This window comes from Streptomyces sp. NRRL WC-3626 (genome assembly GCF_000718785.1).
Classification (GTDB): Bacteria; Actinomycetota; Actinomycetes; order Streptomycetales; family Streptomycetaceae; genus Streptomyces; species Streptomyces edwardsiae.
The window spans coordinates 56,489-83,410 of sequence record NZ_JOCA01000029.1; the positions used below are offsets into that span (position 1 = coordinate 56,489).

Annotated in this window: 30 protein-coding genes and 2 pseudogenes; 22 read left to right on the plus strand and 10 right to left on the minus strand. The window is 69.4% G+C overall.

Annotated elements, in window-relative coordinates:
* The first annotated feature begins 86 nt into the window (after positions 1-86).
* Positions 87-689 carry a GPP34 family phosphoprotein gene (locus IF28_RS0132355; protein ID WP_030227955.1) on the plus strand — a complete coding sequence of 201 codons (603 nt, stop codon included), beginning with the start codon at positions 87-89 and terminating at the stop codon, positions 687-689.
* Positions 690-821: 132 nt separating this feature from the next.
* Positions 822-1,190, plus strand: a complete 369-nt coding sequence (locus IF28_RS0132360) for a hypothetical protein (RefSeq protein WP_158713733.1) — start codon at positions 822-824, stop codon at positions 1,188-1,190.
* Between the two features lie 116 nt (positions 1,191-1,306).
* Here IF28_RS0132360 and IF28_RS0132365 read toward each other — a convergent pair whose 3' ends face one another.
* Entirely contained in the window at positions 1,307-1,984 is a 678-nt protein-coding gene (locus tag IF28_RS0132365) for a response regulator transcription factor (protein WP_199809069.1), read from the minus strand.
* Positions 1,981-3,234 (minus strand): sensor histidine kinase, encoded by a 1,254-nt coding sequence (locus tag IF28_RS0132370; RefSeq protein ID WP_234325391.1) that lies wholly within the window; start codon positions 3,232-3,234, stop codon positions 1,981-1,983. The genes IF28_RS0132365 and IF28_RS0132370 overlap by 4 nt, the downstream gene beginning before the upstream one ends.
* 125 nt (positions 3,235-3,359) lie before the next feature.
* Between IF28_RS0132370 and IF28_RS0132375 the strand changes: the two genes are divergently transcribed.
* From IF28_RS0132375 to IF28_RS0132400, 6 genes are all read left to right on the plus strand, one after another.
* A complete protein-coding gene (locus tag IF28_RS0132375) occupies positions 3,360-4,307 on the plus strand; it encodes an ABC transporter ATP-binding protein (RefSeq protein WP_030227965.1) in 948 nt (315 codons plus the stop codon).
* Positions 4,304-5,866, plus strand: a complete 1,563-nt coding sequence (locus IF28_RS0132380; RefSeq protein ID WP_030227968.1) for an ABC transporter permease subunit — start codon at positions 4,304-4,306, stop codon at positions 5,864-5,866. Before IF28_RS0132375 ends, IF28_RS0132380 begins: the two co-directional genes overlap by 4 nt.
* A 107-nt stretch (positions 5,867-5,973) precedes the next feature.
* Complete coding sequence (locus IF28_RS0132385) at positions 5,974-6,699, plus strand: ABC transporter permease subunit (protein ID WP_051713962.1); 726 nt, start codon at positions 5,974-5,976, stop codon at positions 6,697-6,699.
* A gap of 277 nt (positions 6,700-6,976) precedes the next feature.
* Positions 6,977-7,603 carry a DUF6000 family protein gene (locus IF28_RS0132390; RefSeq protein ID WP_030227976.1) on the plus strand — a complete coding sequence of 209 codons (627 nt, stop codon included), beginning with the start codon at positions 6,977-6,979 and terminating at the stop codon, positions 7,601-7,603.
* Positions 7,604-7,605: 2 nt separating this feature from the next.
* Positions 7,606-7,896: a DUF5958 family protein gene (locus IF28_RS0132395; RefSeq protein WP_234325392.1), complete on the plus strand. Its 291-nt coding sequence runs from the start codon at positions 7,606-7,608 to the stop codon at positions 7,894-7,896.
* Positions 7,897-7,929: 33 nt separating this feature from the next.
* The gene (locus tag IF28_RS0132400; protein WP_030227983.1) at positions 7,930-8,565 is read left to right on the plus strand and encodes a chloramphenicol phosphotransferase CPT family protein; all 636 of its coding nucleotides are present in this window, start codon (positions 7,930-7,932) and stop codon (positions 8,563-8,565) included.
* Positions 8,566-8,700: 135 nt separating this feature from the next.
* Here IF28_RS0132400 and IF28_RS0132405 read toward each other — a convergent pair whose 3' ends face one another.
* The gene (locus tag IF28_RS0132405) at positions 8,701-9,690 is read right to left on the minus strand and encodes a helix-turn-helix transcriptional regulator (RefSeq protein ID WP_030227985.1); all 990 of its coding nucleotides are present in this window, start codon (positions 9,688-9,690) and stop codon (positions 8,701-8,703) included.
* 93 nt (positions 9,691-9,783) lie between these two features.
* On the opposite strand from IF28_RS0132405, the gene IF28_RS0132410 reads away from it, so the two are divergent.
* Positions 9,784-10,182, plus strand: coding sequence for a VOC family protein (locus IF28_RS0132410; RefSeq protein WP_030227989.1), 399 nt, complete (start codon positions 9,784-9,786; stop codon positions 10,180-10,182).
* A gap of 158 nt (positions 10,183-10,340) precedes the next feature.
* Here the strand turns inward: IF28_RS0132410 and IF28_RS0132415 are convergent, their stop codons facing one another.
* Together IF28_RS0132415 and IF28_RS0132420 are read right to left on the minus strand one after the other, a co-directional pair.
* The gene (locus tag IF28_RS0132415) at positions 10,341-11,465 is read right to left on the minus strand and encodes a Gfo/Idh/MocA family protein (protein ID WP_030227992.1); all 1,125 of its coding nucleotides are present in this window, start codon (positions 11,463-11,465) and stop codon (positions 10,341-10,343) included.
* Positions 11,465-12,274, minus strand: a complete 810-nt coding sequence (locus tag IF28_RS0132420) for a sugar phosphate isomerase/epimerase family protein (RefSeq protein ID WP_030227996.1) — start codon at positions 12,272-12,274, stop codon at positions 11,465-11,467. Before IF28_RS0132420 ends, IF28_RS0132415 begins: the two co-directional genes overlap by 1 nt.
* Positions 12,275-12,603: 329 nt before the next feature.
* On the opposite strand from IF28_RS0132420, the gene IF28_RS0132425 reads away from it, so the two are divergent.
* Complete coding sequence (locus IF28_RS0132425) at positions 12,604-13,389, plus strand: sulfite exporter TauE/SafE family protein (RefSeq protein WP_030227998.1); 786 nt, start codon at positions 12,604-12,606, stop codon at positions 13,387-13,389.
* Between the two features lie 105 nt (positions 13,390-13,494).
* Positions 13,495-14,133 (plus strand): TetR/AcrR family transcriptional regulator, encoded by a 639-nt coding sequence (locus IF28_RS0132430; RefSeq protein WP_030228001.1) that lies wholly within the window; start codon positions 13,495-13,497, stop codon positions 14,131-14,133.
* Between the two features lie 1,088 nt (positions 14,134-15,221).
* Here the strand turns inward: IF28_RS0132430 and IF28_RS39310 are convergent.
* Positions 15,222-15,491 carry a hypothetical protein gene (locus IF28_RS39310; RefSeq protein ID WP_158713734.1) on the minus strand — a complete coding sequence of 90 codons (270 nt, stop codon included), beginning with the start codon at positions 15,489-15,491 and terminating at the stop codon, positions 15,222-15,224.
* Between the two features lie 469 nt (positions 15,492-15,960).
* On the opposite strand from IF28_RS39310, the gene IF28_RS0132450 reads away from it, so the two are divergent.
* On the plus strand, positions 15,961-16,977 hold the full coding sequence (locus tag IF28_RS0132450; protein ID WP_030228012.1) for an XRE family transcriptional regulator: 1,017 nt from the start codon (positions 15,961-15,963) through the stop codon (positions 16,975-16,977).
* A 252-nt stretch (positions 16,978-17,229) separates the two neighbouring features.
* Positions 17,230-17,585: pseudogene (locus tag IF28_RS40050) on the plus strand (Tn3 family transposase); the annotation flags it as partial.
* Between the two features lie 44 nt (positions 17,586-17,629).
* Here the strand turns inward: IF28_RS40050 and IF28_RS0132460 are convergent.
* Entirely contained in the window at positions 17,630-19,219 is a 1,590-nt protein-coding gene (locus IF28_RS0132460) for an MFS transporter (protein WP_030228014.1), read from the minus strand.
* Between the two features lie 126 nt (positions 19,220-19,345).
* On the minus strand, positions 19,346-19,498 hold the full coding sequence (locus IF28_RS38945) for a hypothetical protein (RefSeq protein WP_267883077.1): 153 nt from the start codon (positions 19,496-19,498) through the stop codon (positions 19,346-19,348).
* A 95-nt stretch (positions 19,499-19,593) separates the two neighbouring features.
* Between IF28_RS38945 and IF28_RS0132470 the strand changes: the two genes are divergently transcribed.
* The 4 genes from IF28_RS0132470 (at position 19,594) to IF28_RS39315 (ending at position 21,868) form a co-directional block, all read left to right on the plus strand.
* Complete coding sequence (locus IF28_RS0132470; protein WP_234325393.1) at positions 19,594-20,184, plus strand: helix-turn-helix domain-containing protein; 591 nt, start codon at positions 19,594-19,596, stop codon at positions 20,182-20,184.
* Between the two features lie 124 nt (positions 20,185-20,308).
* Positions 20,309-21,172 carry a class I SAM-dependent methyltransferase gene (locus IF28_RS0132475; protein ID WP_030228018.1) on the plus strand — a complete coding sequence of 288 codons (864 nt, stop codon included), beginning with the start codon at positions 20,309-20,311 and terminating at the stop codon, positions 21,170-21,172.
* Between the two features lie 91 nt (positions 21,173-21,263).
* Entirely contained in the window at positions 21,264-21,437 is a 174-nt protein-coding gene (locus tag IF28_RS39570) for a transposase (protein ID WP_051713957.1), read from the plus strand.
* A gap of 137 nt (positions 21,438-21,574) precedes the next feature.
* Positions 21,575-21,868: a hypothetical protein gene (locus IF28_RS39315; protein WP_158713735.1), complete on the plus strand. Its 294-nt coding sequence runs from the start codon at positions 21,575-21,577 to the stop codon at positions 21,866-21,868.
* A gap of 359 nt (positions 21,869-22,227) precedes the next feature.
* Here the strand turns inward: IF28_RS39315 and IF28_RS40415 are convergent.
* Positions 22,228-22,392: pseudogene (locus tag IF28_RS40415) on the minus strand (Tn3 family transposase); the annotation flags it as partial.
* Positions 22,393-22,525: 133 nt separating this feature from the next.
* Here IF28_RS40415 and IF28_RS0132490 point away from each other — a divergent pair.
* The 3 genes from IF28_RS0132490 to IF28_RS39575 all read left to right on the plus strand — a co-directional run bounded on the left by IF28_RS0132490 (position 22,526) and on the right by IF28_RS39575 (position 24,258).
* Complete coding sequence (locus tag IF28_RS0132490; protein WP_030228026.1) at positions 22,526-22,999, plus strand: hypothetical protein; 474 nt, start codon at positions 22,526-22,528, stop codon at positions 22,997-22,999.
* 289 nt (positions 23,000-23,288) lie between these two features.
* A complete protein-coding gene (locus tag IF28_RS36660; RefSeq protein WP_037894474.1) occupies positions 23,289-24,068 on the plus strand; it encodes a Tn3 family transposase in 780 nt (259 codons plus the stop codon).
* Positions 23,959-24,258: a transposase gene (locus IF28_RS39575; protein ID WP_234325399.1), complete on the plus strand. Its 300-nt coding sequence runs from the start codon at positions 23,959-23,961 to the stop codon at positions 24,256-24,258. The genes IF28_RS36660 and IF28_RS39575 overlap by 110 nt, the downstream gene beginning before the upstream one ends.
* 186 nt (positions 24,259-24,444) lie before the next feature.
* Here IF28_RS39575 and IF28_RS0132500 read toward each other — a convergent pair whose 3' ends face one another.
* Positions 24,445-25,272: a helix-turn-helix transcriptional regulator gene (locus IF28_RS0132500; RefSeq protein ID WP_030228029.1), complete on the minus strand. Its 828-nt coding sequence runs from the start codon at positions 25,270-25,272 to the stop codon at positions 24,445-24,447.
* A gap of 162 nt (positions 25,273-25,434) precedes the next feature.
* Here IF28_RS0132500 and IF28_RS0132505 point away from each other — a divergent pair, with 162 nt between their 5' ends.
* Positions 25,435-25,842, plus strand: coding sequence for a nuclear transport factor 2 family protein (locus IF28_RS0132505; RefSeq protein ID WP_234325394.1), 408 nt, complete (start codon positions 25,435-25,437; stop codon positions 25,840-25,842).
* Positions 25,842-26,684: an NAD(P)H-binding protein gene (locus tag IF28_RS0132510; RefSeq protein WP_030228034.1), complete on the plus strand. Its 843-nt coding sequence runs from the start codon at positions 25,842-25,844 to the stop codon at positions 26,682-26,684. The genes IF28_RS0132505 and IF28_RS0132510 overlap by 1 nt, the downstream gene beginning before the upstream one ends.
* Positions 26,685-26,922 lie beyond the last annotated feature (238 nt).

Consider the following 26,922-nt stretch of genomic DNA (forward strand, 5'->3'; position numbering starts at 1 on the left):
CCCCTCCGCCGCTCGGTCACCGGCCGACGCACCGAGCCGGAACGGCTCGGCCGGCCATGATCGCCCTGCCACATCTGGAGCCGCACATGACCACCGCCCGGGACCTCGCGATCGTTGCCGCCGGACCGGAGAGCAACCCCGGCGTGGAACAGGGGGACCTCTCGCTCGCTCTGGCGGGAGCCGAACTGATCGACCTCATCGACTCCCACACCGTCACCCTCGAGAGCGACCGGCTCGTGCCCGGCGCGCCGCCGGAGATCGACGACCGCTCGTTGCGGGAGGCCGCCTCGGCGCTCCTGCGGCAGGAACCGTACGAGACCGTGGGGGACTGGCTGCGGCGCCGCGGCCGGGACCTCGCCGCGCACTACCGTGCCACGCTCGAAGCGGACGGGCTGGTGGCACCCGCCCGCCCCCGGCGCAACCCGTTCCGCCGGGCCAGTCCGACGTCGCCGGACGCCCCGGAGCTGCGCCTGGCAGCCGAGCGCTGGAGCACCGGCGAGCCCGCCCTCCTCGGACTGGCGGCCGCGGCGGGCGTCACCGACCAGCCGGACACCCCGTCCACCGGACTGACCGACGACCAGGGCGTCGTCGTGGGCACCGTCTACGACGCCGTCACACAACTGGCCGCCGTGCGGCAACGTGAAACCATCGAGCAGGCGGCCTTCGACAACATCTGGCGGGGCAACTGAGCCGGGGGAGCGGTGGCAGGACGGACGACTCGGCCGTCTTGGTCTTCGGTGAAGCGGTCGGTGCTCTCCCTCGCACGGTGCCCTCCTGGCATCCGCCATCCGTATTCCGGATGAAGCCCCTTGGGTCCGGGCGTGTCCGCTGTGCTCGGTGGTGTCATAGCCGGGGGACTCGTCCTCGCGGGAGGGTCACCGGCTGCCGCAGCCTCCTGCAGCATCACGGCCGGCAATGTGCTGAAGACCGGCGCCTCCACCGGGGACTCCTGGGTCACCGGCTACGGTGCCTGGACCGGCAGCGGCTGCGGTGACATGAAGATCAAGATTCAGCGCAAGGTCCTGGGGATCTGGTACACCGCGAACAGCGACGGCTGGGACGCCAGCGGCGACAGCTCCGGCAACGTTTCCCTTCCGACCAAGTGCAGCGGTACGCAGACCTGGCGGGTGTGGCTGGACGGGGAGAACACCGACAGCAGGACCGGCCCCACCAAGTCGATCACCTGCTAGCGCTCTGACCAGCCCCCGGCCCAGCACCTCGAAATCGGCGGCCGCCATCCCGTAGCCGGCGGCCATGACGCCAGCATCGCCCTCGCCGCCGAGCGGCCGCGAGTCCGGCGCCATGCTCAGTCGGACGGGGCGCCTGTGTCGATGATCCGATATCCCACGCCGGGGGTGGTGGTGATGACCGGGGGGTCTCCGAGTTTGCGTCGCAGGCGGCTGATGGTCACCGTGACGGTGTTGGTGAACGGGTCGGCGTGTTCGTCCCACACCTGTTCGAGGAGGTCCTCCGCGCTGAGGAAGGCGGGGCTCTCGTTCAGGAGGGCTTCGAGTACCGCGAATTCCTTGACGGAGAGGTCGAGTTGGTGACCGTCGCGGCTGACGGTGCGGCGTATCGGGTCGAGTTCGATGCCCGCCGTGCGCAGGATGCGGGACCGGGCGGCGGGGCGGCGGCGTGCCAGGGCGCGGATGCGCAGGATGAGTTCGGGAAAGTGGAAGGGTTTGGCGAGGTAGTCGTCGGCGCCCAGGGTCAGGCCGCGCACGCGGTCCCCGGGTGAAGCGGCGGCGGTCAGCATGAGGACCATCTCGCGGCCGTCCCGCTCGGTGATCATCTGACAGAGGGTGTCGCCGTGGATGCCTGGCAGATCGCGGTCGAGCAGGACGACGTCGTACGTGTTGACGTCCAGCTTGGCCGCGGCGTCGAGCCCGTCGTGGGCCACGTCCACGGCCATGCCCTGGTCGCGCAGTCCCTCGGCGATGACTTCGGCGAGGGGGCGGGCGTCCTCGACCACCAGGACTCTCAACGCGCCGCGCTCGTCTCTGTGCCGGGGGCTTCCGCCGTCGGCCTGCCGTCCGTGCGAGGGAGGGCGACGGTGACGCACAGGCCGCCGTCGGGGCGGGCGCGCAGGTCGAGGGTGCCGTGGTGGGCCTGGGTGATGGCCGCGACGATGGAGAGGCCGAGGCCGCTGCCCTGGCCGGTGCCGGTCCGGTCGGCGCCAAGGCGGCGGAAGGGCCGCGCGAGGTCCGCCACCCGCCGCTGGTCGAGGGCCGGTCCGCTGGACTCGACGACGAGGGACACTGCGCCCGCGTCGTCTCCTTCGGCCCGGACCGCGACACTGATCCAGCCCCCGGGGTCGTTGTGCGCGATCGCGTTGTCGACCACGTTGTCGGCCATGCGGCGCAGCAGCGTCCCGCTGCCCCGCACCCACGCGGAGTCGTCGATCCGGCTCTCACGCACCGTCAGGCCCTTGGCCGCGATGTCCTTCGCCCGTCCGGTCAGGGCGGTCAGCGCGAGTTGGCCGAGGGCGAGGCGCGCCGAGTCGGTGAACTCGCCGTGCTGAGTGCGAGCCAGGACGAGGAAGCTCTCCAGCAGCCGGTCCACCTGGTCGAGTTCGGCGCGCATCCGGGCGGCCAGCGTGCCCGTGGTCGCGGGTACTGGGCCCGGCTTGGCGAGGGCCACGTCCAGGGAGGCCCGCATCGTGGTGAGAGGGGTGCGCAGCTCGTGGGAGGCGTTGGCGACGAAGAGGCGCTGGGCGTCGAAGGAGTGCTCCAGGCGGCCGAGGAGGTCGTCGATGGTGTCGGCGAGGTCCTTCACCTCGTCACCGCGGCCGCCCATGGCCAGGCGTTCGTGCAGGCTGTCGGCGGTGATCCGGCGGGTTGCCGCCGTCATCACGCGTAGCGGGCGCAGCACCCGGCCGGCGACGAGCCAGCCGAGGCCGACCGAGACCACCGCCATGACGCCGAGGGCGATGGCGGAGCCGATCAGGATCTGCCGGGACTGGGTGTCGTGCGCCTGGGCCAACCGCTGCTCCAACTCGTCGATGCGGCCCTGGGCCTGTGCCGTCGTGGCGGGCTGACCGGTGCCGCCATCGGGGGCGGTCCGGCTGGAGCGCGATCCGCCGGACGCCACCACGGCCGCGATGGCCAGCAGCGCCGTTCCCGACAGCAGGAACGCAGTCACGTACAAGGCGGTGAAGCGGGTGCGGGCAGTGCCACGGCGCAGGCCGAGCCGGGCGGTCAGGCCCGCGAGCCGTCGGGGCGGGCCCCATTTCATCCGCATGCTCCCCTCTCGCCACCCCGCCAGGACACGTACCAGGCCAGGCTAAGCCGAGGCGCCTAACAGCGGGATGACAGCGGCCGTTCGGCTCCTGTGACTCGCGCCGTCACAGGGTGGGGCCCATGAGCGATGAGAGTACGAAGGCGACGATCGAGGTCATCGGTCTGCGTAAACGCTTCGGGCCACAGCTGGCTCTGGACGGGATGACGTTCACCGTGCGGCCCGGACGGGTGACCGGCTTCGTCGGCCCGAACGGCGCGGGCAAGTCCACCACCATGCGCGTGATCCTGGGCCTCGACGCGGCTGAGGAGGGAAAAGCCCTGGTTGACGGTGTGCCGTACCGCACCCTGCGTCGCCCGCTTCGGCATCTGGGGGCACTGCTCGACGCCTCCGCGCTGCAGCCGAGCCGCACCGCCCGCAACCACCTGCTGTGGCTGGCCCACTCGCAGGGCGTGCCGGCCCGGCGGGTGGACGAGATCCTCGAACAGGCCGGCCTGGGCACGGCGGCCCGGCGCAAGGCCGGCGGCTTCTCGCTGGGCATGCGCCAGCGCCTGGGGATCGCGGCGGCGCTGATCGGTGACCCGCCGGTCGTCATGCTGGACGAGCCGTTCAACGGCCTCGACCCCGACGGCATCGTGTGGATGCGCGGCTTCCTGTCGTCGCTGGCCCGGCAAGGCCGCGCCGTCCTGGTCTCCAGTCACCTGATGAGTGAACTCGAAGACACCGCGGACCATCTCGTGGTGATCGGCCGCGGCCGGGTCGTCGCGGACACCAGCGTGTCCGAACTGCTCGCCGAGGCGTCCGGCGGCCGGGTCACCCTGCGCACCTCCGCGCCTGCGTACGCCGCCCAGGTCCTGCACGGCGCGGGCGCCACCGTTCTCGCCTCCGGCGCCGACACCCTCGTCGTTACGGGCCTGCCCGACGAGGAGATCGTGGCCCTGCTCGCCCGGAACGGGGTGCCGTTCTCCCAGGTGTCCGCGCATCGGGCGACGCTCGAAGAGGCGTACATGAAGCTCACCCGGGACGCGGTGGAGTACCGGGGCATCCCGGCGAGGGAGGCCACGCGATGACCGCCACCCTCACCTCGCGCCCCCCGGCCACGGGGCGCGCCGGGCAGGGCGGGTTCCTCAGGACGCTGCACGCCGAGTGGACGAAGTTCCGTACGGTACGCGGCTGGGTCCTCGCCACGGCGGGGGCGCTCCTGGCGACGATCGTGGTCGGCCTGCTCGGCACGGCCGCCCCCGCCCCCGGCGGTCGCGGGGCCCACTCCGCCTCGTACCCGGAGGGCCCCGGCGGCGAGGCCGTCAACGACAGCTTCTACTTCGTCCGCAAGACGCTCACCGGAGACGGCGCCCTCACCGTTCACCTGCGGTCGCTGACCGGCGTGGCCGACACCGGGACCGGCAGGACGGCCCGGGGTGCGCAGCCCTGGGCGAAGGCCGGGATCATCGTGAAGGAGAACCTCACCCAGGGATCCCCGTACGCGGCGGTCATGGCCACCGGCGGCCACGGCGTGCGCATGCAGTACAACTACACGCACGACACGGCGGGCCCACCCGGCGAGGTCTCCCAGGCTTCCCCGCGCTGGCTGCGCCTGGTCCGCTCCGGTGACCGTCTCACCGGTTCCACCTCTACCGACGGCTCCCACTGGACCAAGGTCGGCCATGCCAAGGTGCCGGGGCTTGCGCGCACCGTACAGGCCGGGCTCTTCGCGACGTCACCGCAGGCGAAACAGGACACCGCGGCGGGCACGGGCTTCAGCCCAGCCGTGGCCACCGGCACCTTCGGCCGCCCCGCTCTCACCGGCGACTGGTCCCAGGGGGCGTGGAGCGGCACACAGGTGGGCGGCGACGCGGGCACCTCCGGCAGCTACACGAACACCAGCGAGGGCGGCTTCACCCAGACCGACGGCGGCGGGTTCACCGTAACCGGGGCCGGTGACATCGCACCGGTCGTCGGCGGGCCCGTCATGGGCGTCGGCTTCTCCGCCGAGAACTTCCTCGTCGGCACCTTCGCCGGACTGATCGTGGTGATCGCCGTGGCCACGGTGTTCATCACTGGCGAGTACCGGCGCGGTTTGCTGCGCACGACCATGGCGGCAACTCCCCTGCGGGGCCGGGTGCTTGGTGCCAAGGCGTTGGTGGCCGGGGGTGTCGCGTTCGCCATGGGTCTGGTGGCCGCCGCGATCACTGTTCCCCTCGGGGAACGCAGCGCGCGTGGCAGGGGCTTTCATGTCTTCCCCGTCACGTCGGCGACCGAAGTGCGCGTCATGGTCGGCACCGGGCTGCTCTGCGCGGCCGCCGCGGTGCTCGCTCTCGGCGCCGGCGCCCTGCTGCGGCGCAGCGGCGCGGCTGTCGCCCTGGTCATCGCGTCGATCGTGCTGCCCTTCCTGCTCGCCACCTCCGGCGTACTGCCCCCGGGCGTCTCGGAGTGGCTGCTGCGGGTGACCCCGGCTGCGGGCTTCTCCATCCAGCAGACCCTGCCCCAGTACACGCAGGTGCTCAGCGTGTACGAGCCGTCGACCGGCTACTACCCGCTGGCGCCATGGGTCGGCCTCGCCGTGCTGTGCGGATACGCCACGCTCGCCCTCGGTCTGGCCGTGGTGCGGCTGCGCGGGAGGGACGTATGAGTCTCCTGAGCGGTGCACGACTCACGAGCACGGCGGACGGCGGGTGGAGGGGGGACTTCGGCCTCGCCCTGCATGCGGAGTGGACCAAGCTGCGCACCGTAGGAGACATGGGCAGATTGCTCCTTCTCGCGGTCGCACTGACCGTGGCCGTCGGCTGCGGCACCGCCAAGGCCGTGAAGTGCCCGGACGCGGGGTGCGGCCAGGACGCCGTCAAGGTTGCGCTGACCGGCGTCACCGTCGGGCAGGCGGTCGTCGCCGTCTTCGCGGTGCTGGCCGTCAGCGGCGAGTACGGCACCGGCATGATCCGCACCACGTTCACGGCGGTGCCGAACCGGCTCACCGTCCTGACCGCCAAGGCGACGGTTCTCACCACGGTCGTCCTGGCCTCCGGGACGGTTGCCGTCCTGGCCTCCCTCCTCGTCGGCCGCTCCATCCTGCCAGGCAACGGATTCACCGAGGCGCACGGCTATGCCCCGCTGCACCCGACCGACGGCCCGACCCTGCGCGCGGCCGTGGGCTCGGTCCTCTACCTCGTCCTGATCGCCCTGATCGGCCTCGGTGTGGCGACGGCGGTACGGGAGGCGGCGACCGCCATCGGGATCGTGCTCGGACTGCTCTACCTCTTCCCGGTCGTCACCCAGGTGGTCAACGACCCGGAGTGGCAGCGCCACCTCCAGCAGATCTCGCCCATGACCGCCGGACTCGCCGTCCAAGCCACCGTCCATCTGCGCGAGCTGCCCATCGGCCCATGGGCCGGCCTGGGCGTGCTCGCCACGTGGGCCGCGGCCGCGTTGCTGGTCGGCAGCCTGCTGCTGCACAGGCGCGACGCCTAGCCGAATCGAGCCGTCCGCGAGCACGGTGGCTTCGGGCCTCTCCCCGGCCCGGCGCCTCACCCGGTCAACGATGCGGCCGACAGGGAGCGACGCTGGGCGGGCAGGTCTGCAGGATGCCGGCCCGGACCCACGGTCCGCCGCCGCCCGGGCGGCTTCCACCTCGGGCACGGTGCGATCTCGTTCGGCCCGGTCTCCTCTCTGAACCCGTACGTATGGTCCCTCGAGGCCGTCGACAAACCCGTGGCACATGCGTACCGTCCCGGGCCAGGATGCGGCTATGCGTCATGTCCAGAGCGATCCGGAGTTGCAGGATCTGGTTCGGCGGTTCGTCACGCCTGACCGGCGTTACCTACGGCTGGGCGGGGGCCTTCTGCGGCTGGACCCGGTCGAGCGTTCCGCGTTCGTGCGGGATCTGGCGCAGGCTGCCCACGAGATCACTCCCGCAGAGCTGGGCATCCTCTTCGAGGGTGGATGGCGGGAGCGCAAGACCGCCGCCTGGCTGGTTGCCGTGGCCCACAGGACCGAGTTCCGCGACCTCGTGGGCCGACTCCTGTTGGCCAGCGAGGGGCCGTATGCGGGCGCGGCGTACTGCGTCGTCCTTGCGAAGTTCGGCAGTGCGGCGGATGCCGAACTCCTCAGCGCATACCTTGATCACTACTTGTCCCGTCCCGACCTCGACTACGACCAGGCAGTCGTCCTAGGAACGCTCCTGCACCTGGATGAGATCCTGGGCTCCGCGTACACGACACGGTTCCTCGCCCCGGGCGGCCCCTGGGACCGATGGCTCGAGGTCCGGGCCGTGGCGGCTCTCGACCCGCAGTACTGTCGGCTGGCCGTGAAGCAACTCCGTGCTTTCGTGGAGGAGACCGCTGAGGTCTTCGCCTCGCTGGACTGCGGGAGCTGATCATGACCGAGCGAGACATCATCCTCAACGAACTCGCCCAAGGCCTGCGCCCGATGTCACAGGGCATCGAGTGGTTCGACGCCCACGGCCCGGAGGAGCAGGCCGAAGTGCTCCTGTTCCTGCGCCATCACTGTGTGCAGGCGCGCGCCGTCACGGAAGACGCACCGGAGAGTATCCGGCGTGCCGGGCTACGCCCGACCCACACGCGGACCGGCTGCCACGTAGTCGTCGGGCTCGGCATGGACGTCGGCGTAAGGCGGCTTGTTTCCACTGCTGTCGCGGGGCGAGGATGATCAGAATCGACCGGTGATCGTGGAGGAGGCCGAATGTCCGGAGCCGGTGGTGACGGAACTGCCGAGGCTGTTGACCGCGGTACCGCTCCTGCGGCGCCGGCTGCCGGTGGCCGGATCATCTTCTTGAACGGGACGTCCAGTTCGGGTAAATCCAGCATCGCGAAGGCCCTGCTCCAGATCCTGGACGAGCCGTCCTTCCATATGCCCGTGGATGCCTTCCACGCGATGCGCTCGCGCAGGGAGGTTTCCTCGGAGGAACTGCCCGATGTGCTTCGCCGCACGTGGATGGGCTATCACCGTGCGGTCGCGGGGATGGCGGCGGCCGGCAACGACATCGTGGTGGATCATGTGTTGAGCGAGGAGTGGCGGCTGCTGGACTGCCTCGGGCTCTCTCGTCCGGCGGACGTTGTCCTGGTCGGTGTGCGGTGCTCGCTGGAGGAGCTTGAACGGCGTGAGCAGGCGCGCGGCGACCGTCCGGCGGGCCTCGCGGCGCGGCAGTTCCGGCGCGTCCATGCGCATGGCCTGTACGACGTCGAATGCGATACGAGCACAGCCGGCGCCCTGGACTGCGCTCGGCAGATCAGCGCCTTCCTGTCACAACGGCCGTTCCCGACCGCGTTCCAGCAGCTTCGAACCAAGCTGCGCCCGGACCTGCCGGCCGCCGGCTGACGGCCCACGGTTCTCCAACGCGGCGGGTGGAGGCCGAGCGCCTACGTTGGTCGGGGAGGACTTGGTGGGGCGGATTCGATGACGGGGCCCGTTGGAGGATGCTGTCGGTCTCGGTGCGGCCGGGACGTCTCCCGGTCAGGATCGGTGGGCGTACGAGGTGAGGCGCTCGGCGAGCGCGGTGACGAGCGTGCGGAGTTCGTCGGGGCGTTCGATGACGAACGGCCGGTCGAGTGAGGCGAGTACCGCGGGCAACCAGTCGATCCGCTCCGCCCGCAGTTCGACGCGCAGCCAGCGTTCGGTTTCGTGGTTCTCGTCGGACGCGGGCTCGTTGTCTTCCACGCTCGCGACGCTGGCCGGAAGGCGGGCGCGGATCTGCTCGACCGTCCCGTGGATCCGCAACGTCACCTGATGCCGGTAGTCGGCTGTGGCGAACCCCGACACGACGCGCTGCGCCGGATCGAAACCCGCGGGAACTTCGAACGAGCCGGGCAGGGTCCGGGCATCCGCGATGCGATCGAGCCGGAAGGTCCGCTCCTCGTCGATCAGGGCGTCCTTGCCCGTGACGTACCACCGGCTCTCATGGGCGACGATCCCGTACGCGTGCAGCGTGCGTTCGCTGCGCCGTCCGTCGCGGTCGGTGTAGCGCATCGAGACGGGCCGGTGGTGGCGCACCGCATCGGCGAGCGTGAGCAGTACCGCAGCGTCCGGGGTGTCGAACGCGCCGGGCTGATCCGTGAAGGCGAGGGAGTCCAGGAGTGTGTCGAGCCGGCGGGCGATGTGCTTGGGCAGCACCCGCCGGATTTTGGCTGATGCCGTCTCGTTCGCCGTGTGCTGCGTCGTCGTCAACCCTGCCCGGCGGCCGACGGCCAAGCCGAGCAGCACGGCCAGCGCTTCCTCGTCGTTGAGCATCAGCGGAGGCAAGCGGTACCCGGGGGCGAGCCGGTAGCCGCCGTAGCGGCCGCGGACCGATTCCACGGGCACGTCGAGGTCGATCAGCTGCCCTACGTACCGGCGCACGGTGCGCCCTTCGACGCCGAGCCGGCCGGCGAGTTCGGTGACCGTCCGGGTGCCGCCCGACTGCAGGAGCTCCAGGAGGGTCAGTACGCGGCCTGTGGGTCGAGGCATGTTCGCAGCCTACGCGAATACGGGACCGATTCTGTCCCCTATTACTCGTAGCCTGCGACGTGCACGCCTCACGCACCGCCAAGGAGATTCCCCATGGACTTCGTCTCGATCCGCGTCATCACCAGCGACGTCGCGCGCCTCGTCGGCTTCTACGAGCGAATCACGGGGGCGCGGGCGACCTGGGCCACCGAGGATTTCGCCGAACTCAGGACCGAGAGCGCCACGCTCGCGATTGCCGGCACCCGCACGGTCCCGCTCTTCGCCCCGGACTCTGCCGGCCCGGCGGACAACCGCAGCGTGATCATCGAGTTCCTCGTCGACGACGTGGACCGCGTTCACCGGAACCTGACCGGCTTCGTCGCAGGCTTCGTCGCAGGGCCCACCACGATGCCCTGGGGCAACCGATCGCTGCTGCTGCGTGACCCCGACGGCAACCTCGTCAACTTCTTCACGCCCGTCACCCCGGCGGCCATCGAGAAGTTCGCACGTTGACCCCACGCGCCGCCGTTTCACGAGGGAGCCCTGCGAAACCCAGGGCTCCCCCGGGAAGTCGGCCACCGAATCCAAGGAGCGCCACCAGCAGATGGCATCCGAACACACCGATGCGTGTCAGAAGCCGCCGCCGATGGAGCCGGCCCGGACGGTGGCTGTCACAGCGTCGCCTCGAAGGCACTGATGCTTTCGTCGACGTAGGGGATGTCGTCCAGGCCGCTGCTGAGGCGGACGTACTCACCGGTGGTGACCGACTCGTCGATGGACGTGAGGATGTCCAGGGCGTGGTACGCCAGGTCACCGGTGGCGATGTGGGCCCGTCCAGCGCGCAGGGCGCGGGCCATGTCGAGTACGCCCAGGCCGCGGCCCGCCGCGACGTCCGCCGAGGGGACCGTATGCCATACGGGATCCCCGCCGTCGCCGGCGAGCGAGCCCCGGGTGATCTTGACGTCGCCGCTGAAGTGGTTGGGGTCGGGCAGGACCATGGTGCCCTCGGTGCCGGTGATCTCGACGACACCGACGCGTGTGAGGGGCGAGTCGAAACTGAAGACGCTCTGGCTGATGCCTCCGGCGGCGAACTGGATGAGCGCGGAGACATGGGTGGGCACCGTGACGTCGAACCTCGTTCCCGCCCGGTCGCCGGTGCGTATGGTGCGCACCGTGCGGCCGGTGGACCCCAGAGCGGCGACGCGCTCGGCGGGACCGAAGAGGTTGAGGAGCGTGGTGATGTAGTAGGGGCCCATGTCGAACAGCGGGCCGGCGCCCTTGGCGAAGAGGAACTCGGGGCTGGGGTGCCAGGCATCGGGTCCGGCGTACTGCATCACGGTCTGCGCGGACAGTGGCCGCCCGATGTCGCCGCGAGCCAGCGCGCGCCGCGCGGTCTGCACGGCAGGCCCGAGGACCGTGTCGGGGGCTACGCCCACGCGCAGCCCGGCGGCTGCGGCCTGGTCCAGGACCGAGCGGGCGCTGTCCCGGTCGATGGCGAGGGGCTTTTCGGACCACACGTGCTTGCCCGCCGCCAATGCGCGGGAGGAGACGTCGGCGTGGGCGGCCGGAACGGTGAGGTTGACGACGATGCCGACTTCGTCGTGGGCGAGGACGTCGGCCGCGGTGCCCGAACGCGGGACGCCGTGCTTGTCCGCCTGGGCCCGGGCGCGCCCGGTGTCCAGGTCGCCGACGATGTGAACCCGAAGGTCGGGGAAGGACGTGAGGCTCCGAAGGTACTGGTCGCTGATGTTGCCGGCGCCGATGAGGCCGACTCCGACCGGGCCGTGGTTGCTCATCAGCGGATGCCCTTTGTGTGGAGGTAGCGGACGGCGGCTTCGATGCCGTCGAGGACGTCGCCGTCGTAGTGGTCGAACTCGATGACCGCCCAGCGGGCGTGGCGCGCGGCGCTCAGTGCGGCGTCCAGGGGTATCTGGCCCTGCCCGGGAGCGACCTGGCCGGTGTCGGCGGGATCGAACGGGACGCCGGAGAAGAACGGATCGTCGATGACCGCGCCGTCCTTGACGTGCAGAGCCTCTACACGGCTGCCCAGCCGCTCCACCAGGGACACCGGGTCGTTGCCGCCGGCCGCGGCCCAGTACAGGTCGATCTCCAGTTTGACCCGAGGGTCGAGGAGTCCGGCGAAGTGTTCGAAGGCGCTGACGCCCTTGATCTCGTGGACGAACTCCTGGGAGTGGTTGTGATAGCCGACGGCGAGACCGTGGGCGGCGGCGGCTTCGGCTGCCTGGTTCAGACGGTCGGCGGTCGCGGCGACATCGCTCTCGTGGACCCAGCGGTCCGGGGCCACGAACGGGTCGAAGACGGTCTCCAGCCCCAGGGCGAGGGCGGCTTGGAGCGTCTCTTCCAGACGCGCGACCTGCCCGCTCGCCGAGGAGGCGTCCGGCGAGAGGAATCCCGCGTGCCCGGTACGGGCCGTGAGGCCCGCCTCCCGCAGGTCAGCCGGGAGAGTGTCGGCGCGGCTGACGAAGTCGTAGACCTCCACCGTGTGCAGGCCGAGGGCGGCGATCTGGGCCAGTGTGCGTTTTTCGTTCGCTTCCAGAAGGTGCCGGACGGAGTAGAGCTGCAGGGCCATCTGAGGTGCAGGCATGCCGAAGGAGTCCTCTCCGGAGGAGTGGTGAATGCGCGTCAGGGCTGTCCTCGACCAGCACAATACCGACACCCCTGTCGGTTTTCTAGAGTGGCGTCGCGCATGCCTTCCGCGACAGCACCCCGGCGCCATCGGAGTGTGGTGCACGCTGCTGAAACGCCCACTCGCCGGTCGAGCCCTCGCTGGCCCCGTCCACGGAATTGGACAGTGGTTGCACATCGCTTTCGGGGAGCAGTTGGATCGGCCGGGGCCTCCGTTCACCAGAGCGGGAGGCGCCCGGTCCGGAACCTCGCCGGGGCATGTTCGTGCCATCTCGCAAGGGAGTTGTGTTGACCTGGTCGACAGGAGTACTCGGGTTTCTCGCCGGGCTCGTCATATCGGTGGCCACCTCTCCAGTGGGTGTCTCCGGAGCGGTCTTCCTGCTTCCCGTGCAGGTCAGCATCCTGGGCGTGCCAAGCCCGGCGGTCACACCGACGAACCTGCTGTACAACGTCGTGGCGGGCCCAGGTGCGCTGCTGCGGTATTGGCGAGCCGGGAGTCTGGACGGCCCCTTGGCCCGGCTGCTCGTCGCGGGCGCCGTGCCCGGCGTTGTCATCGGCGCGGTGATCCGCGTCTTCGCCGTTCCGGGCCCTCGGGTCTATCGCCTTCTCATCGCCGCGCTGCTGCTTCCACTCGGACTGTGGCTGTGGCTGCGGACCGTGCGCCCCGCACCGGCACGCGTCACCCGTGAGCCGAAGCCCCGCCCGACCACGTTGCTGGCCCTGGCCGTCGGCGTTGCCGGAGGCATCTACGGGATCGGGGGCGGCTCCCTGCTCGGCCCGATCCTCGTCGGTCGCGGAGCACCCGTGGCAACCGTGGCGCCCGCCGCCCTGGCCTCCACCTTCATGACATCTGTGGTCGGTGCGATCACCTACGCGCTGCTCTCCCTCGCGGCCGCCGGTGACGTCGCCCCGGACTGGCCCCTGGGCTTGTCCTGCGGGCTCGGCGGCCTGGCCGGCGGCTACATAGGAGCCCGTGTCCAGCCGCATGTGCCCGAGACCGCGCTACGGCTCCTGCTCGCCACCCTGGCCACAGGCATCGGTGCCCTGTACGCGATCCATTCCCTGCGCTGCTGAGGTCATGGCGAGCGGAACACGCCAGGCCCGGTGCAGGGGCAGGGGAGAGCGTCGCCACACAATACCGACAGAACTGTCGGTATCCAGAGTGGATAGCATCGAATCATGAGCGATCCGACAGTCCCCGCGCCGAACGGCGCGCGCAACTACCCCAAAGGGGAGCGGCGCCGAGCGCAGATCATCGAGGCGGCCTTCACCGCCTTCGGGCAGGGCGGGTACCGCAACGCGAGCATGGTCCAGCTGGCCGCCGCATGCGGCGTCTCCCGTGCAGGACTACTGCATCACTTCCCCACCAAGGAAGCGTTGCTCGAAGCCGTCCTGGCCCAGCGTGAACTCCAGGACGACGCGCACTTCTTCAACTCCGGAGCCGCCGCCCAGGCTGCCGAAGACGGTCTGGAGTACTTCGCCAGCCTGATCCGCCTGTTGGCGCACAATCAGGAGAATCCGACCATCGTGAGCCTGTTCGCAGTCCTCTCCAGCGAGGCCACTGCACCCGACCATCCCGCCCGCCCGTATTTCGTCGCCCGCTACGACCGCGTACGGCGCGAGACTCGAACGGCACTGGAGAACCTGTCTCGACGGGGCCTGCTGCGTTCCCATGTAGACGCCGAGTACCTGCCGGCGTCGCTGCTTGCCATGATCGATGGCCTACAGGTGCAGTGGCTCCTCGACCCTCAAGCGATAGACATGCCCACTCAACTCCGAGCCCGCCTCCGGGAGATCATCCACGCCGAGATCCCCTAGATCGCAGCCGGAGATTGGCTCGATCACCGCCCACGATCCGGCGGGACGCTCGGCGTCGGAGCCGACGTGCGCACCCTGCACACGACCGAGCTGCCCCCGGCGATGCGAGCCTTCCGTCGCTGCCCGAGCGCTGGCGGCCGTGGTGGAGGACGAATCGCCGAGCGAGGTGGCCACGCTCATCCGCACAGCCGGTAACCCTGCCCGGTGTCGGCGAGGATCAGGTGCGGGGCGCCGAGCTTGCCCCGCAGCCGGCTGATGGCGGCCTACAGCGGTCGTACGGGGGGCGGCGGTGCCGAAGCCGCACAGGCAAGAGCGAGGGCACTACAAGATCGCGTCCTTGATCTCGCGCAGGTCGTGTTCCGGCGGCCGCCCGAAGTCCAGGGCCCTGCCCCGATGTGAGGCCATCGCGGCGGCGATCCTCAACCACCCCGGCTTCGTCGCCGCATCAACGGCCACCCGGCGCGCGTGCCGTGAGGTGGCGACCCGCCGGGAGGTCCGGATGAGCGCGCAAGCCCGATCATGTCGCGCCCTCCGCCCATCGACCCACCACACCCGAGCCGGTTCGACAAGCGGATCGCCGTCCTTGACTCAGCACCCCGCCGTAACGTTCCCGCAGTAGATCCACCCTCTGGTGAAGCCGTTGTCGACGTAGTACCACCTGTTCCCGAACTCGTTGTAGGCGTAGTGACTCCACAGCAGACTGTCTCCAGGGGCCGTGTTGTAGTACCACTCACACGCTTCCTTGTAGCAGGCACGAATCTTGCCGCCCCGAGAGACGGTCGAGTACCACGCCATGGGCGTGACCGCACCGGAGGCAGTGTCTGCTGCTTCCGCCGGCGGGGCGGCGGGTGCGGCCTGAGCCGAACCCGCCATGGTGGTTGCGAGTCCGGACGCAAGGAGCACACCGGACGCGAGAACGGACAGGGCAACGGGCATTCTCATGGGATCTCCACAGGTTCGTCGGCCGGCCCGAGAGGGCGGGCGGGGCTGATGCGGCGGGCCGGTGGTTGGAGACCTCGCCGCGAGCCCGGAGAGGCCTCCAACCGTCGAACCCGGTCTGACCAATTCAGGTCCTTCGGGGTGGTTCGTCAGTTCCAGCTGCCGCATCTCCGCGAGGCCCCGGCGTCACTGGTGCACACTCTGAACCTGGCCTGATCACCGGTGTAGGGGTAGGTGGCCCATGCCCACAGCCCGCCCGCGTCGGGCGCGCATCCCACGCCGCATGTGGCCTCGAGAACGAGTTCGCGGTCGGAGCCGCTTGACGTGTAGCCGACCCACAACTCGGCCCGTCGGCCGTCCTTGGCGGTGTCCTCCAGATAGGTGGGCAACTCGTCGTACTCCGGGGACATCCACCACATGTCCGGGTCGTAGCACACTGTGCCTTGGAAGTAGGCGCCAGTGACGGACGTGTAGATGTTGCGGCAGCCTGCGGCCGTCGCGGCTGATGTGGCGGAAGCCGTGCTTGTCAGGCCGGTGAAGGCGAGACCGGCGGTAAGGGCGACAGCGGTCAGGATGCGACTGGGAGTCCTGCCAACCTTGGCCTTGCCCAATGTTCCCCTCCTCGGAAGAAAGCCGATGTCCAGCGCGACAGAAGGCGCCACACGACGTGGAGATTGCTCTGTTGCGTCGAAGACGAGGCTGACGAGTCGGCGACGACTGCCGCACGACGATTCGATCGGCGATGAGCATGTCCGCGCGGCCACTGAACTGACAAGGCAAGCCACCGTTCACGTCTGTTCGGAACAAGGCTCACTGCATTCCGAACGCACTCGAACAAGGCCGGTTTCGATAGCAACCGATCACCGCACGCGGGCGCATGCTGAGGCAATGAGCCAGAGAAGGGCCGGTTCCACCGGGCCGGCGGAGGAACCACCACAACCAGCGCACGCCAGCACCCCTGCCGAGTTCGCTGCGGCACTGCGCACGCTGCGCCTCTGGACCGGACTGACCTACCGCCAGCTTGAGGACAAGGCCGCCGCCCACACCGACCCACTCCCGGCCAGCACAGTCGCAACCACTCTCGGCCGTACCACTCTGCCCCGAGAGCGGTTTGTCGGCGCCTTCACCCGCGCGTGCGGCCTGAGTGAAGAAGACGTACGTCAGTGGCTCGAGGTACGCCGCCGCATCGCCACCGAAGAGCCCGCACCAACCGGCGACGAGGGGGGCGACGATCGCGACGTATCGACCAATGGTGTGTCCGTCCCCGCGCACGCCTCGCGGTGGCGCCGGGCGGCCGCCCTTCTCGGTGCCGCGAGCATCGCGGTCGCGGGCACACTTGGCGTCGACAGCTTCTTCAACGGCACACCGGCGCCGGCCACCCAGCCCTCGCTACCGGTGACCGGACTGCGCATGCTGGCCGTGGGCAGCTGGGCACGTATCCACCCCGCTCGCGCACCAGAGCTGTGTCTCACCGAAGGCAGGGATCGCACAGGCCGATACCGAACCGCCGTCACCGCTCAACGACTCTGTACGAAGGCCGTCCTGCCTCTGGTGTTCCTCGAACCGCTGGGCAAGGACACCGTGCAGATCCAGTGGCATCACCCGAAGTACGGCATCGGCTGCCTCACGGTTCTCATGAAGGGGCCGGGGCGCGACCTTCTTGAGCCCCGGGACGACTGTGCCGACGACAACCGGGCCCAACAGTTCCGCATCGAACCCTTCGGCCCGCCAGCTACAGCTCACTTCCGCATCCGCCCGGTCGCCACCGGCCGCTGTCTGAGCCTGCGTGACCAAGACACCGAGGACGGGTCGGAAGTCGTTCAGGGCCGCTGCTCCGGCGCCGCGGACCAGGACTTCCTGATCGAACTGACCTCACCTCCGCACGTCGCTGCCGGACGCACCTGACGCCGGAGGACATTCCGCTCGCACTGAGGCATCGAGCCGTTCTGCTGCCGGCCCGGCACCGATGGCGCCCACGAGAAGGGCGGAGCCGAGGGGGCAGATCGGCCACTACCGCCGCAACCCCCCAGGCCGTGGCGTTCCGCACGGGACGCCACGGCGCTCCCGCCGTACGGCGGTGCCTGGTCGCCGCGGATGGTTCTCTCCCCGAGAGCGACGAGCTGCAACATCGGACTGACCCCGGTCATCGACCAGCGGCAGCTCACCGTGCAGGAGGCCCGTCACCGCCTGGCTCGCGCGATCTGCCACGGCGGCCGGGGCCAGATCCGGCAGGCGTACCGCGAGGGTCAGGAGGACCAGCCGGCCAGGCTCGAACTGGTACTCAACGCCGTGGTCCTGTGGAACACCCGCACGTTGACGCCGCTGTGGCGCAGCCGCGGGCCGAAGGTCACGAAATCAAGGACGAGGACGTCGCCCGCCTCTCCCCGCTCAAGGACCGGCACATCAACTTCTTGGGCCGCTGCCTGTTCAGCATCACGGCCAGCGGTCCCGGCCGTGGGCTGCGGCCCTTCTCCGATCCGGATGCGGCCGAGGACGCCGACGAGGAGGAGTAGCCGGGGGCAGTCCGTCTCGAAGGCGTCCCCTCCCACGTGTGCGGTCAGGGAGCGGGTATGGCCTCGGCCGGGGTTTTCTCGTCGGTGTCCACGGAGGGGGTGGTGGGGCCGCGGAAGGCGATGTAGACGAAGAGGGCGGCCATGATGGCGGCGCCTGCCCACATGGCCTGCTGCCAGCCGTCGACGAAGGACTGCTGGGCCGTGTGGAGCAGGTCCTGTGCGTGCGATCCGGTACTGTCCGCGACCTCGACGGCGTTGGCGACGCCTTCGCGGGCGGTGTCCGCGGCGCTGTGGGGGATGTCGTTCAGCTTGTCGCCGATGGAGCTTCGGTAGCCGGCGGAGACGAGCGCGCCGAGCAGCGCGACGCCGAGTGCGGTGCCGAACTCGCGGGTGACGTCGTTGAGGGCGGAGGCGACGCCCTGCTTCTCGGGCGGCAGGGAGGCGGTGATGGCTTCTGTGGAGGGGGTCATCGACAGGCCCATGCCGACGCCCATGGCGACCAGGCCGGGCAGGACGGAGAGGTAGCCGCCCTCGACGGAGACGAACAGGGCCATGAGCGCCATGCCGACGCCGGCCAGCGCGATGCCCGCCGCCATGGTCGAGCGGGCGCCGGTGCGTGCGGCGAGCTGGGGGGCCAGACCGGAGGCCACCATCATGGCCAGGGCCATGGGCATCATCGCGACCGTGGACAGCAGGCCGGACCAGCCGAGTACGGCCTGGAAGAACGGGAAGAGGACGACTCCGATACCCGCCTGGACGCCGAAGACCACCAGCAGGGTGATCGACCCGCCGGCCAGGGTGCGCTCGCGGAACAGCCGCACATCCAGCAGGCCGGCGTCGCGGCGGTGCAGCTCCCAGATGATGAAGCCCGCGCCGGTGGCGAGGCCGACGGTGAGGCTCATCAGCGTCGCGGGGGCGCTCCAGCCGTGTTCGGGGCCTTCCTGCAGAACGAAGATGAGGCCGGTCGCGGCGATCACGGACAGCAGGGCGCCGACGGTGTCGAACCGGTGGGACGAGGTCTCGCGGGAGTTGGGAACCGCCTTCAGCGCCATTGCCAGAGCTGCGACGGTGAGGACGGCGGGGAGGGCGAACAGCCAGCGCCAGTCGGCGACATCGACCAGCAGCGCGGAGAGGAACATGCCCAGGATGCCGCCGCCTCCGGCGATGCCGGTCCACACGCCGATCGCCTTGCCGCGCTGTTCGGCGGGGAAGGTGGAGGTGATGACGGCCAGCGTGATCGGCATGATCATTGCGGCGCCGATACCGCTGGCCGCGCGGGCGGCGAGCATGACTTCCGCGGTCGGGGCCAGGCCCGCGGTGACGGTGGCGATGCCGAAGAGGCCCAGTCCGGCGATGAGCGTGGGCTTGCGGCCCAGGCGGTCGCCCAGGGCGCCGAGCGTCAGCAGCAGGGCGGCCAGGAACAGGGTGTAGATGTTGATGATCCACAAAACCGTGCTCTGGGACGCACCGTATTCCACGGCCATATGGGTCTGCGCGACATTCAGCCCGGTCACCGAGGCGATGACCGCCATCAGCGCGATGGAGACAGCGGTCAGGACCTTGCGCAGCTGAAGCGGGTCGGGGATACCCCCGTCACCGTCCTCCGCGGCCTGTGCGGGTGGGTTCGTACTCATGGATTTCCTCTCAAAAGGGCATGCCGGGATGGTTCGTAGCGGGCTGGTCGCCGAGCGGAAAGAAGGGGGGCGGGCGCCGCGCGGATCGGCAGATGACCGGACGACGGCGGGTGCCGTGCCGCAGCGTCAGGAAGCGGGCGTGTCGTCCTGGGCCGCGTAGAGGGCCGCGTCGGTGTCCGCAGTGGCCAGCACGCTGTTGATGTGAGCGCCGGCCAGGGCTCCGGCCGCTGCGGCGGCACCGACCTGGTCGCTCGCGTAGGGAGAAGTCGTCACAGCCATGCCCTCCGGCCTTTCCTGCGCGTGGCCCCACACGGTGCGGGCCATCTGCACACGACGCTAAGCCGGGCATGCACTTAAGGCATACGATGTTGCCTATGACGCAAGAAGATGGAGATCTGGACAGCCTCGTGCGCAAACGCCTGCGCGCTCTGCGGGTGGCGCAGGGCTGGTCCCTGGAAGAGCTGGCGAAGCGGGCCAACCTCAGCCAGTCCTCGCTGAGCCGCATCGAGAACGGCCAGCGCCGCCTCGCTCTGGACCAGCTCGTCACCCTCGCCCGCGCTTTGGACACCACCCTCGATCAGCTGGTGGAGACCGCCACCGACGACGTCGTCTCCAGCCCGACGGTCGATGCCACTCACAGCCGGATGCGCTGGAGCATCAAGGCCGACCCTGGAATGAGCGTGGTGCGCCAGCGACTGACCGAGCCTCCCCCCGTGAATCCGGCGCGCATGCGCGCCCACCCGGGACGTGAATGGCTCGTCGTCCTGTCCGGGACCGCCGTCCTGATGCTCGGCCACCACCGTCTGCGCCTGGAGACCAACCAGGCGGCCGAGTTCCCCACGATGATGCCGCACGCGATCGGCGCCGAAGGCGGGCCCTGCGAGATCCTGGGCATCTTCGACCGCGATGCCCGCCGCGGGCACCAGCGCGATGACGCCGACAGTCCTGAGAGCCCTACCGCCTAGCGGCCGACTCCGCGGCCCGGCGCCGAATCGGGCTCTTGCGCGTCGGGCATCACCCCCGGCCATCGCCTTGCGCTGACAGGGATTTTCCGTGCCGTTAACGCATAGCCGTTCTAGGGTGAAGAGCATGAGCCACGCACACACCCATGCCCCTCACAGCCGGCACCACGACCACCGGATCGGCACCGGCGTCCAGGCCGAGATCCTCGACCTGGACGCCGAGGTCCTCGCCGAGCACACCGCCTCCATCACCGCATGGCTGCCGCTGACGGCCCGCCCGCACCACCTCGTGGACCTGGGCTGCGGCACCGGCGCGGGCACCTTCGCCCTCCTCGACCGCTTCCCCGACGCACACATCACCGCCGTCGACGCCTCCGCCGACCACCTGCAACGCCTGCGCGCCCAGGCGTGCGCCCGCGGCGTCGAGGACCGCGTGCGCACGGTGCAGGCCGACCTCGACGACGTCGCCTGGCCGGACCTCGGCTCACCGGACCTGGTGTGGGCGTCGGCCTCGATGCACCACATGGCCCACCCGGACCATGTGCTGCGCACCGTCCATGACACGCTCGCGCCCGGCGGCCTGTTCGCCGTCGTGGAACTGGCCGGCCATCCCCGTTTCCTACCCGAGAACGCCCCTGCCAACCGGCCCGGCCTCGAAGAGCGCGTCCACGCCGCGGCCGACCGCCTCCAGGCCGAACACATGCCCCACCGCGGCGCCGACTGGGGCCCGATGCTGACCGCAGCCGGCTTCACCGTGGAAGGCGAACGCACCATCACCGTCAACCTCGAAGGCGAACGCAGCGAGGCAATCGGCCGTTACGCCATCGGCGTCCTGCAGCGCATCCGCAGCGTCGTCGCCGACAGGCTCACCACCGAAGACCTCGCCGCGTTCGACCAACTCCTCGACACCAGCAGTCCGCACAGCATCCTGCACCGCGACGACCTGACGGTACGCACCGAACGCACCGTCTGGGCCGCCCGGCGCGCCTGACGCCGGGCACGAGGGGCGCCGCACCCGACGGGTCACGCACAACCAGGCCGCCACCTCCGCGTGACGCGAGACCACTCGTAAACTCCGGTACGTGGTGGAGCAGACCTTCGCCCTGCTCCACCACTTCAGGCGCCTCGCTGTCCGCTGGGGACGCCGCACCGAACTCCACGACGCCTTCGTCTCCCTGGCCTGCAGCCTCATCTGCTGGCGACGCCTCAAGAAGGCCCAGCGTGAGCGCGACGGCTCAGACCCTCGAACGCTATAGGTACGCAGGGCAGCGGGGGCCCTCCATGCTGGGGTGCACGTGCCGCGAAGCACGCACAAACGTCCAAGCTGCCACGGGGAGTACATATGACTGCCGTAAGGCCCCTTGCTGCTGTGACGGGAAGCATCGTCCTGGCTGTGAGCGGTCTGACCGCGCTGACCGCCACGCCGGCCGCCGCCGCAGGCCAGTGCGGGAGAGCCACCACGAAGGAGGTCGTTGGCGCAAAGATCACATACAGCGTCTGCTGGAACGACGACGGTGAGAACCTGGTTCAAGGAACCCTTTATGACACCCTGAACGACAGGAAGTTTGCCAATGCCGAGTCCAAGATCGGCCCCTGGCATTCGCAGATGGCGACGGGTAGCAGTCAAACCTTCTCCACCGGCTGGCAGCTTTCTGGCAAAATAAGTGTCACCATTTGGCGTATGTGAACGCTTTTAAGGGATTGCCGGGAAGCAAGTCGTGGCTTCCATCTGCGGGACTCGTTGAATCTCAATGGGCTGTCAAGCCCCGGGAGGCACGAACAGCTTGATCCGCCGGGACGCCGGAGGGTCCACCACAGCGGCTCATCCGGCCCGTCGAGGGCCTGCGGGCGCACCTGCTGCTGGGTAGAGCCGCAACCAGACGAACGCGTCGCTGGAGGCGGCGATCCATTGCAGGGCCTGGGAGCCCTTGCGGATGACGCCGATCGTCTGGTTACCGGGGCTGACCCGGTCCCGGCTGACGCCGAGGCTCCGAGGCCCGGGGGCCGGCCGAGATGGAGAAGGCGACCAGCGCGCGGTCGCAACAGGTCCTCCGTGCCGTCCTGGTAGCGCTGGTAGAGCTGCCCGGCCCGGCCGAAGATCTTCCGGGCGAGCGCGTGGCGGCCGTCCTGGAGGTTGGCCTGCATCTTGATCTGGCGCCGGTAGCCGGGCTCGTCGGCCAGGCGCAGAATGTGGAGGGTCTTCGCGATCCGCCGACTTCTTTGGGGGTGGCTGTGTGGCGCGAGGCGTGTGGGGGCAACTTCATGCAGCTCAGCGCAGGTGTGGGCAGCCGTATCGTGTGCAACTCATGTGGCGCCACTCGACGGTTGTGTAGGGTCGCCGATCATGACTGATGACTGGCGCCAGGACCGGATCGGTAGCGCGCTTCGGGGTGAGAACCCTGCGGTGCTCCGCAAGCTGGCGGCGGGATTCGCGGTGATCGGGGACGTCCAGTTCCTGCCGGGTTACTCGGTGCTTCTGGTGGATGATCCTCCGGTGCAGCGGCTGTCGGAACTTCCGAAGAGCAGGCGGCTGGCGTTTCTCTCCGATATGGACAAGCTGGGCGAGGTCGTCGAGCGCGCTTGCAGGCGGTTGGACCCGGCTTTTCGGCGGGTCAATCTGGAAATCCTCGGGAACACCGACCCGTTCCTGTATGCGCACGTGTGGCCGCGGTTCGACTGGGAGCCGACCGATTTTGTGGGTCGGCCGGTGTGGCTCTATCCGCGTGACCGGTGGAGCGACGGCCAATACGCGCTTGGCCGACAGCACGACGCGATGCGCGAGGCAATCGGTGAGGAACTGGACCGTCTCGCCTCCTGAAACGTTCTGGTGGCAACCGACGGGTTGCCACCAGAACGTCAGTGACAGGAGATGCGTACTGCCGCCGAACGGCGCGGCCACAACATCGACAAGCGGGACCGTGACGACGTCGGCCGCGCCGCCCGGAAGGCGGGCAAGTTCCTGGGGTACGCCGTCAGTCGGGGACGTACTACCCGCTGGGTGAGACGGTGCCGGTGCACAAGGCGATGGAAGGGGACTGGGCGGAGGTCGTCCACCGGACCGACAAGCGGGGCCGGCGCCGGGTGGTGCGAACACCGGGATCAAGGCCGTGGCGTCCGGCGGCCACGGGCACACCGAGGACGAGCTGCGGTACGTGCGGCGCCGGTATCTGTCGGCGGAGTCGGCCCGCGCCATCGCCGTCCAGATCGCGAACGCCACCTTCGCCGCCCGCAGCGCTGGGCTGTGGGGCCAGGGCTCGACCGCGGTCGCCTCCGACTCCACGCACGTGCGCGCCTACGACCAGAACCTGTTCACCGAGTGGCACTCGCGCTACGGCGGGCGCGGGGTGCTCATCTACTGGCACGTGGAGAAGAAGTCCCTGGCGATCCACTTCCAGCTGATCAACTGCACCGTCTCCGAGGTTGCCGCGATGATCGAGGGCGCGATGCGGCACTGCACCACCATGGACGTCGAGGTCAACTACGCAGACAGCCAAGGCCAGTCGGAGATCGGGTTCGGCATCACGGGGTTGCTGAACTTCGATCTGCTGCCGCGTATCAAGCGGATCAACAAGGTGAAGCTGTACCGGCCCGTGGCCGGCGAACCGGACGCCTACCCGCAGCTCACCCCGGCGCTGACCCGGCCGGTCCGCTGGGAACTCATCGCCCAGCAGTACGACCAGATGATCAAGTACGCCACCGCGATCCGGACGCGGACCGGGTCCACCGAGGCGATCCTGCGCCGCGAACTCCGTGATCGCCTACGGCAAGGGCGGGGAGATCGCGTCGAACCGGCGCGACGAGCAGGAGATGTTCGTCCTGTGCCTGCGCATCCTGCAATCGGCCCTGGTCTTCGTGAACACTCTGATGCTCCAGGACATCCTCGGTGAACCCGAATGGGCCGACCTCCTCACGCCCGCCGACCAGCGCGGCCTGATCCCGCTGTTCTGGTCCCACGTCCGGCCCTACGGCGTGGTGAACCTCGACACGGACACCCGCCTCGACCTCACCGCGGTGACCGTTCCCGGCTCTCGGGCCGCAGACGGCAAGGCCGTACGTTCCACCGTGGTGGAAACATGAACCTGCGCAGGTACAGCACGTCGATCGGGCCGCGCCAGCGTGGGGCGGCACCGGCTCACAGCTGCCCTGGGCTTACTCGAAACATGCGCGTGAAGCTCCAGAGTGGGCAGCTCTCCGTCCCGAGGCTACGGTTCCACCTGCGCGGCCCAACCTCGGCGGACGCGATGGCTTCCGTAGTGGCGGCGGTCAAAGGCTCTTCAGCGCAGCGGCGCTGGGGCTGCCGGCTTCTGCCGTGTACATCACCAAGGAGAAGCCTGAGCCGGGCAGGCTGAGGGTGTGCCGGTCGATTTCCAGCTCGCCCAGTGTGCGGTGATGCAGGTTTTTTCGCACGCTGGGCATGGGGCGCACAGCGTGATTACGCCAGCTGCTCGCAAAATCTGGATCGTGGGCTGCGAACTCGTTGATTAGCTCTGCGAGCACGTTATCCGTGGGGTGCCGAACGCTGGCTGCGCGCAATTGAGCGGCTGCCTGCTGAGAGAAATCGGACTCCGAACCGGGCGCGCCGGTGCAGAGGGTGGCACGGAATCTCGTCGACATGCGCGTGACGTTGCGCTCGTCAGGTGTGAGACGGGAGAAGTCTGTAATCAGAGCTGCGGCTGCTGCGTTCCAGGCGACGATGTCTTGCCGGTCGTTGACGATGTAGGCAGGGATGCCGTCAAGTCTGCCGAGTAGCTGCTGGGCATCCTCGGGTACGTGCTCTGGCGCGCCGCCGTTCTCCGCTGGCAGCACTTGTCCGGCCAGGCGGGCCAGATGGTCACGCTCTGCTTCGGTGAGCTGGAGAGCCGTCGCCAGCGCAACCAACACCTGCGGTGAGGGCCGGGGTGCCCGTGCCTGTTCCAGTCGTTCGTAGTAGCTCACCGACACCTGTGCCAGGGCGGCTACCTCTTCGCGGCGCAGTCCAGGTGTGCGACGGGCGCGCCGGCCTGGTGGAAGCGTCGCTTCGGCCGGCACATCTTCTGGTCGCAGTTCCTCGCGGCGCCGGCGGAGGAAGGCTGCGAGTTCCTGGCTGCTCACTCTTTCATCCTGGCACAGGAGGGACAGCTAAGCCTCGCACTGCCGGTCCGGGGCTTAGCTGTCCGTTCCGCGCCCACACATCTGCTGTGCATGGTGGCATGGTCGGTTTGTTGACTACGAGGAGAAATGGTGTCCAGGACCCCCGAGGAAACTTTTCGCCGCATGATCGATCTGATGCTGGTCAAAGACATGAATGCCGTGGCAGATCTGTGGGCGCCTGACGGAATTGCGGAATTCCCTTTCGCAGCCGGGAGCTCCCCTCGCGTTCTCCGCGGACGTGAGGAGGTACGTGCCTACCTCGCCCACTATCCGGAGCTGATGGACATGAAGGAGGTGACCGCACTTACCGTGCGACCCACGGATCAAACGGACACCGTCGTCGTGGAGTGGACGGCCACCGGCCGCACCGTGGCCACCTCCCAGCCCTACCGCCTGGACTACATCGTGGTTCTCGCGGTCCGCGACGGGCTGATCGCTCTGTTCCGGGATTACTGGAGCCCGCTGTCGGCGGCCGCCGCTGCCGGGGGTCTCGCCGGGCTGATCGACTCGCTGGAAAGGAAGGACGTCTGATGTCCGGAGTGCTGGTGACCGGAGGCACCGGCAAGACCGGCAAGACGCTGGTGCAAGAGCTCCGCAACGCTGGTGTGCCAGCTCGGGGAGCCAGCCGGAACCCGACCGCAGCCGATCCTGATGCGATCCGCTTCGACTGGAATGACCCGACCACATATGGACCTGCGCTCGACGGGATGGACCGGGTCTTCCTGCTTCCGCCGGTGGAGAGTGTGGACCCGCTGCCGCTGGTCGAGCCCTTCCTGCGCCAAGCGCAGCGAGCCGGTGTCCGGCGACTCGTGATGCTCGGCTCCGCCATTGTGCTGCCGAATGCGCCCAGCGCTGTGGAGGTGGCCGCTCAGGTTCAGGCTCAGCCCGGAGGTGTCGTACTCCGCGCGTCTGGCTTCATGCAGAACTTCCTGCGCCCGCACCCCCTGGCCGAGCGCATCCATCGACTCGGTGAGATCCGCACCGCAGCCGGTGACGGCAAGCTGGGGTGGGTCGATGCGCGGGACATCGCGGCCAGTGCTGCCGCGCTGTTGGCTGACCTGGGGGTGGACGCTCGAAGCGACTACCTGATCACCGGACCACACGGGATGAGCTACCCACAGGCCGCGCAGATCATCACCGCGCGGACCGGCAGACAGGTTCGGGTGGAGCGTATTACGCAGGAGGAACAGGCTGCTGCCTACCGTGCCTCCGGAATGCCAACCGAGTTCTCTGCCGCGCTTGCCGCCGTCGAGCGCGGCATCAAGGAGGGACGTGAAGACCAGGTCAGCACCGCGGTGCTCGAACTGACCGGCCGTCCGCCGCGCGCCTTTGCCGAATTCGTCTCTGATCACGCGTACGAGTGGACGCAGTAGTGCCTGAACAGCAGCTATGTGCGGTCGAGGAGGAACCACGCAGAGAGTGCAGTGTGGCGTCACGTGATGTGACGCCCCATCGGATGGGACGCGGCCCGCCTGCGCCTGCCGCAGTAAATGCCGGATTTACTGCGGCAGAGCTTCCAGCGTGATCATCGCGGCCTGCGGCGGGCTCTCCGGTCGCCACAGGCGAGGTGCCGTAGGTGTGTGCTTGATCTGGGACAGGCGCGTTCGCCCC

Excerpts from the sequence above, each read along its gene's own strand:
- IF28_RS0132355 (WP_030227955.1), top strand. The coding sequence starts at position 87 with ATGACCACCGCCCGGGACCTCGCGATCGTTGCCGCCGGACCGGAGAGC.
- IF28_RS0132370 (WP_234325391.1), bottom strand. The coding sequence starts at position 3,234 with ATGAAATGGGGCCCGCCCCGACGGCTCGCGGGCCTGACCGCCCGGCTC.
- IF28_RS0132375 (WP_030227965.1), top strand. The coding sequence starts at position 3,360 with ATGAGCGATGAGAGTACGAAGGCGACGATCGAGGTCATCGGTCTGCGT.
- IF28_RS0132380 (WP_030227968.1), top strand. The coding sequence starts at position 4,304 with ATGACCGCCACCCTCACCTCGCGCCCCCCGGCCACGGGGCGCGCCGGG.
- IF28_RS0132385 (WP_051713962.1), top strand. The coding sequence starts at position 5,974 with ATGGGCAGATTGCTCCTTCTCGCGGTCGCACTGACCGTGGCCGTCGGC.
- IF28_RS0132390 (WP_030227976.1), top strand. The coding sequence starts at position 6,977 with ATGCGTCATGTCCAGAGCGATCCGGAGTTGCAGGATCTGGTTCGGCGG.
- IF28_RS0132395 (WP_234325392.1), top strand. The coding sequence starts at position 7,606 with ATGACCGAGCGAGACATCATCCTCAACGAACTCGCCCAAGGCCTGCGC.
- IF28_RS0132400 (WP_030227983.1), top strand. The coding sequence starts at position 7,930 with ATGTCCGGAGCCGGTGGTGACGGAACTGCCGAGGCTGTTGACCGCGGT.
- IF28_RS0132405 (WP_030227985.1), bottom strand. The coding sequence starts at position 9,690 with ATGCCTCGACCCACAGGCCGCGTACTGACCCTCCTGGAGCTCCTGCAG.
- IF28_RS0132410 (WP_030227989.1), top strand. The coding sequence starts at position 9,784 with ATGGACTTCGTCTCGATCCGCGTCATCACCAGCGACGTCGCGCGCCTC.
- IF28_RS0132415 (WP_030227992.1), bottom strand. The coding sequence starts at position 11,465 with ATGAGCAACCACGGCCCGGTCGGAGTCGGCCTCATCGGCGCCGGCAAC.
- IF28_RS0132420 (WP_030227996.1), bottom strand. The coding sequence starts at position 12,274 with ATGCCTGCACCTCAGATGGCCCTGCAGCTCTACTCCGTCCGGCACCTT.
- IF28_RS0132430 (WP_030228001.1), top strand. The coding sequence starts at position 13,495 with ATGAGCGATCCGACAGTCCCCGCGCCGAACGGCGCGCGCAACTACCCC.
- IF28_RS39310 (WP_158713734.1), bottom strand. The coding sequence starts at position 15,491 with ATGTGGTGGATGTCCCCGGAGTACGACGAGTTGCCCACCTATCTGGAG.
- IF28_RS0132450 (WP_030228012.1), top strand. The coding sequence starts at position 15,961 with ATGAGCCAGAGAAGGGCCGGTTCCACCGGGCCGGCGGAGGAACCACCA.
- IF28_RS0132460 (WP_030228014.1), bottom strand. The coding sequence starts at position 19,219 with ATGAGTACGAACCCACCCGCACAGGCCGCGGAGGACGGTGACGGGGGT.
- IF28_RS38945 (WP_267883077.1), bottom strand. The coding sequence starts at position 19,498 with ATGGCTGTGACGACTTCTCCCTACGCGAGCGACCAGGTCGGTGCCGCC.
- IF28_RS0132470 (WP_234325393.1), top strand. The coding sequence starts at position 19,594 with ATGACGCAAGAAGATGGAGATCTGGACAGCCTCGTGCGCAAACGCCTG.
- IF28_RS0132475 (WP_030228018.1), top strand. The coding sequence starts at position 20,309 with ATGAGCCACGCACACACCCATGCCCCTCACAGCCGGCACCACGACCAC.
- IF28_RS0132490 (WP_030228026.1), top strand. The coding sequence starts at position 22,526 with ATGACTGATGACTGGCGCCAGGACCGGATCGGTAGCGCGCTTCGGGGT.
- IF28_RS0132505 (WP_234325394.1), top strand. The coding sequence starts at position 25,435 with ATGATCGATCTGATGCTGGTCAAAGACATGAATGCCGTGGCAGATCTG.
- IF28_RS0132510 (WP_030228034.1), top strand. The coding sequence starts at position 25,842 with ATGTCCGGAGTGCTGGTGACCGGAGGCACCGGCAAGACCGGCAAGACG.